At 61.5% G+C, this 5,613-nt stretch carries 6 protein-coding genes; 3 read left to right on the top strand and 3 right to left on the bottom strand.

What is annotated here, in order from left to right; translation table 11 throughout:
• Positions 1 to 270 (bottom strand): SpoIIAA family protein (locus tag AC1DY5_RS39785; RefSeq protein ID WP_478119958.1); only part of this gene is annotated, 270 nt, incomplete at its 3' end.
• Between the two features lie 210 nt (positions 271 to 480).
• Here AC1DY5_RS39785 and AC1DY5_RS39780 point away from each other — a divergent pair.
• From AC1DY5_RS39780 to AC1DY5_RS39770, 3 genes are all read left to right on the top strand, one after another.
• A complete protein-coding gene (locus tag AC1DY5_RS39780; protein ID WP_478119957.1) occupies positions 481 to 864 on the top strand; it encodes a nuclear transport factor 2 family protein in 384 nt (127 codons plus the stop codon).
• A gap of 607 nt (positions 865 to 1,471) precedes the next feature.
• On the top strand, positions 1,472 to 1,990 hold the full coding sequence (locus AC1DY5_RS39775) for a hypothetical protein (RefSeq protein WP_478119956.1): 519 nt from the start codon (positions 1,472 to 1,474) through the stop codon (positions 1,988 to 1,990).
• A gap of 319 nt (positions 1,991 to 2,309) precedes the next feature.
• Positions 2,310 to 2,795, top strand: coding sequence for a hypothetical protein (locus AC1DY5_RS39770; RefSeq protein WP_478119955.1), 486 nt, complete (start codon positions 2,310 to 2,312; stop codon positions 2,793 to 2,795).
• A gap of 187 nt (positions 2,796 to 2,982) precedes the next feature.
• Here the strand turns inward: AC1DY5_RS39770 and AC1DY5_RS39765 are convergent, their stop codons facing one another.
• Complete coding sequence (locus AC1DY5_RS39765) at positions 2,983 to 4,050, bottom strand: class III extradiol ring-cleavage dioxygenase family protein (RefSeq protein ID WP_478119954.1); 1,068 nt, start codon at positions 4,048 to 4,050, stop codon at positions 2,983 to 2,985.
• 529 nt (positions 4,051 to 4,579) lie between these two features.
• Positions 4,580 to 5,613 (bottom strand): helix-turn-helix domain-containing protein (locus AC1DY5_RS39760; protein WP_478119953.1); only part of this gene is annotated, 1,034 nt, incomplete at its 5' end.

Here is a 5,613-nt window from a genome sequence, read left to right as displayed (position 1 = left end):
GTTGGCGATCCAATCGACGTCGGTGACGACAGCGATCCTTTCCCACGCCTTCCAATGGGCAACGCCGAGCTTCAGGTCGTCCCACATTGCTCCCGCGGTGAAGCCCTTGAACTCGGGACCGAGCCGGTAGAGAAGCCGCAGCTTGTCGAACTGCTTCAGCCTCAATTCGACGGTCGGAATGAGGACCGCTTCATAGTCTCTAGCGCTCACGTAGCCGGAAGCGACGATGCCGACGACACTGTCGGGAAGACCGGAAATCAGTTCGATCATGTGCGCGCTCCATCGGTTGAGTGGAAAGCAGCGTCGGCGCGAGCCGGCGTCAGAATGCATCGGACGGCAGGTCCAGCATCGAGTTCACTTGCGAATCAGACAACCGTCGGGAGCATCCGCTCCTGGCCCGACTGCCGACCAGCTTTCCGCTGCCTCGGTCCGAACCACCTGAGCAACAATTCCCAAGTCACGCCAAACTGGAGGTGAAATATGAATGTCACCGTTGCAGACCTGCAGGCCTTCGCCGATGCTTGGAACAGCCACGATGCTGAAGCGCTGATGAGCTTCATGACGGACGACTGTGTGTTCGAAGCGTCCGCCGGCCCCGACGTCTGCGGAACCTCGTACATCGGCAGAGAGGCCGTCCAGGCCGGATTTTCCGACGTTTGGAAGACATTTCCCGACGCGCAGTGGCTTTACCCTCATCACTTCGTTTGCGGCGACCGCGGGGTGTCCGAATGGACATTCATCGGGACGCGGGCGGACGGCTCGCGCGTCGAGGTCAATGGATGCGACGTGTTCACTTTCCGGGAAGGAAAGATTGCGGTCAAGAACTCGTACCGCAAGAACCGCCCGCCACTTCCGGCGGCGTAGCGCTCACCTTCAACCGTCGCCGTCGCAAAAAGCGTGGCCGGATGAACGTCGGGTTTGAGGCCTGAGGCCGACCGCCTCTTCTTGGCCGCAAGCACCAGTTCGCGGCCGTGCATGGCAGCTGACCTTCGGCGTGATCGCCCCGTTGGCCAAGGACTGCTATCGGCGAGTTTGGCGAACAGGCAGTCCCGGCCAAGAGCCGAAGTTCGCCGACGGCCGTTTTCGGGTCATGCTGCAACGGGAATCGACAAACACATTGATATCCCTCGCAGAAGACCTGCTTGAAAGGTTTCATCCCGCCCGCGGCCTTTCGCGGCTGCCGCCAGCCGGTCAACCCGCTCTGACCGCTCAGATCACTCTTGGCGTTTGCCCCCTTCTGTCCGAACCCGGYTCACTGCCTGACACGCCGATTGGCCGAGCCCTCACACATCGTCCGGGCGCTCCGCGATCGCCGCACGTGCAAATACTTGTTACATGTGAATTTTTCCCATATTTGCTGAAGTGAACGCGCTGCCGACCCGCAAAAAGCTCGAAAGTAAAACTAAAGTGCAAGCGCGCTTGGGCCGGCGCAACACCTACAGCAAGACGGACCCTATTGGAGAAGAAGCAGATGAAATTACTCAAGATGAGCGCGGCTCTGGCGTTGATGGCAGTCGCAGGCATCGCAAGTGCAACGGTGACCTTCAATCCGGAAACGGGTACGGGGTTCGCWGGAAAAGGCGACGTACAACTTGCCTTCGGCTGGAACAACGCTCAGTTGCAGGCTAGGGCCGCGGGCGTGACGTTCACGTTTGTGGCGTCGGAGATCTATACCGCGGTCTGCACGTGGACCACCGGGGAAGGAACCCGCGGGGAGCACACCCACAACGTCGGACACACCTCGACTGTCGGTGTGGCGGGCACTGTTGGGTATGACGCCCGAGTGCGGAACCAGATTACAGGCTTCAATCTGACAGGCTTCTCCGGCACGCCGACATCGACGGGCAGCGTTCCCGTTGTTGGCGGCGCCTGCCCGGGCAACCCCGGGACGGACGGCGTATGGACTTCGGTGTCCTTGACGTCTTCCACCGTAGCGCTCAATGCCGTCTACAGTGGCCTCGCAGTCAAGATCTGGCCGCCGGCCATCTGATCGTGATGGGTCGGTTGTGTCAGCGCTGGCCCACCTTCCATCTCCCCATGGAGCAGCCATGTCGATCTGCCTCAAGTGGACTCCGAGGCTGAGCGCCCTCGCAGTCCTGCCTGTCTTTCTCGGCTGCGGCGGTGGAAGCAGCGAACCATCAGGCGCTGTTCTCGCGCCGGTGGAATTGACAGCTTCGCCTGAAATCCGGTCCTTCAAGCAGGTCGTTGTGTCGCCAGTTGCTGCACAACCTGCCGTAACAGCAAGGCCGGACACAACGCCCAGGATTTTCCGATCATCCTCAGAGGAGCCGAGAAGCGAAGAGACTGCCGTGCATCTCCAGTTGCTGAGCCCGGACGGGGTACAGGCCTCGTCACTGGAATTGCCTCCTGTGCGCGGCGTCGGATATGCGACGGTGAAGGCCAAGATCTCGAACGTACGGGCCGGCGGCGAGACGCCCGTGGATAACGTCCGACCTTATTGCTCAAGCAGCGTGCAGTGCGAGTACCGAGTTGCCGGTCGCGAGCGCCTTGATCTCATGTACGTGGTGAAGTTGCCTGATGAGAATGTGGCCCGCCTCTCAGCCGCGGGAAACGAAATCCTCGTCACGGCGAAGCAAACGAATTTGCCGGTGCGTACTCCGGTCACGATAACCCTGGAGATTGGGAAGCACACGAGTACCGCGCGCGTTGCCTATCTGGGCGCCGACGCGACGCAAGAAGCCGTTGCCCAAGAGACTCAAACTACCACGGCTGCGCCCCAGCCTAGACCCATCAAGCCCGCAGGAAGTCGCTATCCCTTCTCAGGCGCGAGCTAAGCGGCGGCGGCGCGTCTATAGGGTGCTGACAGCCGACGGCAAGTCCGGCATAACGCCGGTGTCAATCGTTGAGCGACTGCTTCGCGGCATTGAATATCGACATTTCGGTGCGGCCCGCGTAGGCGTTCCGAGGCCATTTTCTGAACGAAGACTGGAACCTTGAGTTGCCGCTGGCTGAGTGAGCGTCCTATTGCGTCTCGAAGACGGCGAAAACCTTGTTCGAATTGAAAATGTGAGTCTCGACGAACTTACTCCATTCGAGCTTCGCCCCGAGAGCTTCCATGGCTCCGATGAGCGTCCACCAGTTGAGCACCTCCTGTTGGCCGGCGTCCTCGACCTGCTGAAGCGACGTCGATCGCCACAAGCCGTAGTCGCTGGCGACCATTGCGTCGTAGAGGAGGCGGTCGCTTCTCGTGTCTGGTATTAGGCGCCAAGTCTTGTCGACGAGAAACGCGTGCGACCATGATGAAGATGAGATCAGTGCGACCCGGTAGGAACTTTGCTTCAAGAACCGCGCGGTCGCTGCCCCAAGAGCCATGAAGCGGCTGGGCGAAGGCGACGGCGGATCGAAATCCACCGGTTGGTCCATCCGCGTCATAGAGCCTCGGCATGAGATGACACGACGCCCATAGCAATTGAGCGGAAAGCAGATCGTCGGGTGGTCATAGCCCTTCCGGTGGTAGTCGAGAAAGAGAACCGAATTAGTGAAGGCGTGCGGCACGCTGCCGTGATGAAGTGGCTTGTACGCATAGGACACATCGAAGTTCCGTTCGATGAGCGCGGCGGCGAGCTGCCTCGCAATGTCCGGCCGCCCACGCAACCTATAGACGAACGTTTCGTCCTCGTTCCACACGTTGGCCTTGCCCTTCATCATTGACGAAGCCTTCGTCTGTACCCAGGGCCGCAGGTCCAGATCCTCATAGGCGCAGATGGCAAACGGCGGAATCAGGTCTTCATGGAAATTCTCGTATTGATCGTCACCCCAGATGACAACCACGTCCGGCTTGAACTTGTCGAGACGGGCGCGCACGCGATCGAGGCCGTCGACCAACGCGGCGCGGTGCTTGGCGGCCKCACCTGCGCCCTGGTCGTCCGCCCACTCCCTTTGCATCGCCTCGGGCCAATTGCCCGGATCCTTGGCGCTGGCGGGAATAGCAGGGTCGTCGAGCGTCCAGCGCAGGATGCCCGACATCGCAGCGTCCGGCAGACAAAGCGGCGGATAGTGGGTAATACCCAATCCAAGGATTTCAGCCATGGATGCTCCTCGTCGGCTGCGCGACGGACAACCGATTGCGGTGTCCTGAAACCATTTCGCCACTGCCCGGGTGCCCTGTCAAGCAGAGGGGGAGCGCCGGCCCCCTTGACGTCCTTCGACCGCGCAGCTCGAACTTCGGCTTCGCAGCGATTGCTGTCTCTCCCCTCCGCACGGCGATCTCACGCTGTGAGACCCATTGAGGTCATTCCGGGGCCAAAGAGATCTCAGCATCGACGACCGGTTTCAAGGTGCCGACATATCCGTGCAATTCGGCGCCGAAATTGCCAACACAGGTGCGGGCGGCGATATGCCCGTGCCCAATCGAAGGTCCGCTCCTCAGGGCGCCGTAGTGGCGTTCCGGGCCCACTCCTGTCAGTCGCCGTCGATCGCTCAAGGACTGGTATGAGGCCGGATGCGGCTGTCCTCGTACGCGGCAGCCTGTCGCATTTCGGTACGTCATTGAGGATCGGGATCTGGGTCCGTTGACCCCCGGGGACCAGGCGCAGCGGCGCGCGCTCTGGCGTTACCGCTACAAGCTTTGCTCCCGCGGAATGCCGGTGACCGTCACCGGTGATGGCGCTCGTGTGGCTCGCTTGAAGATCGAAGGTGAGATCCCCGTGTGCTCCTTGAAGAAGCGCGAGAAGTTGCCTGGCGCGGAGAAGCCGAGGTCGAGTGCGACATCGGTGAGCTCGCTGCCCTCGCTCACGCGCCGCATCGCTTCCTCGACGCGCACGCCGCTCCAGAAGACCTGCGGCGTGGTGTTGAGCTGATCGCGAAACAGCGCAAAAAGGCGCGCGCGTGAGAGGCCGACCTTGGCGGCGATATCGTCGATCGATGTCTTCTCTGACACGTTGTCCCGCATGTGGGCGATGGCGCTGCGCAAGCGGTGGTCCAGCGTGACGCCAACGCTGGCCCCGGGCGCCGCTTCGCCGCCGGTCGACGCAGCAACGGCAGCCTCCAGCAACCGTTCGACCTCGTCGTCGATCTCGCTGCGCGCCGGGTCGGCCGAGATGATCAGGTCCAGCACGCGCCAGCATGAGCGGCGCATCGCAGCGCTGATGGGAACGTGCGGCGACGGAAATCTGAAGCTGCGTTCCTTTGCGATGCCGAGTTGATCCAGCCATTCCTTCTTGATCATGAAGACGAGGAACAGGCATGGGCCGCTGTCGTCCAGCTTGACCATGTCGTGCGCTTCATAAGCATTGACGCCGAGGGCCACATTCTCCCCGTAGGGCACGACCTCGGTGCCGACACGCGCGGTGGCCCGCGCGCCTCCAAGCCAGAGCGCGAGCTGGGTTTCGGAATGCGCATGCGATACCAGGTTGGCGCACGCTTCAAGGACGATGGCCGTGCCGAACGCTCCTTCATGGAGCGCGTACGCCTCCTGCATGTGAGTACTCCCGAAGTCCGGACAAGTTGCGATTGTTCCTCTGCCAGCCGGGCCCGGAAGCGCCAATCCGGGTAAGTCCTTAGAACATCCTGAATCCGTGAGCCCAGACGCACGCTTGGTCGCGTTGGTTTGTTTTGTTGCGCCGTGCCCGTCCAATTTGACCGCCTGAGACA

This window comes from Variovorax sp. P4_D9, assembly GCF_056401695.1.
The sequence above is the reverse complement of the archived record's forward strand: the minus strand, read 5'-3'. Positions and strand labels throughout refer to the sequence as shown.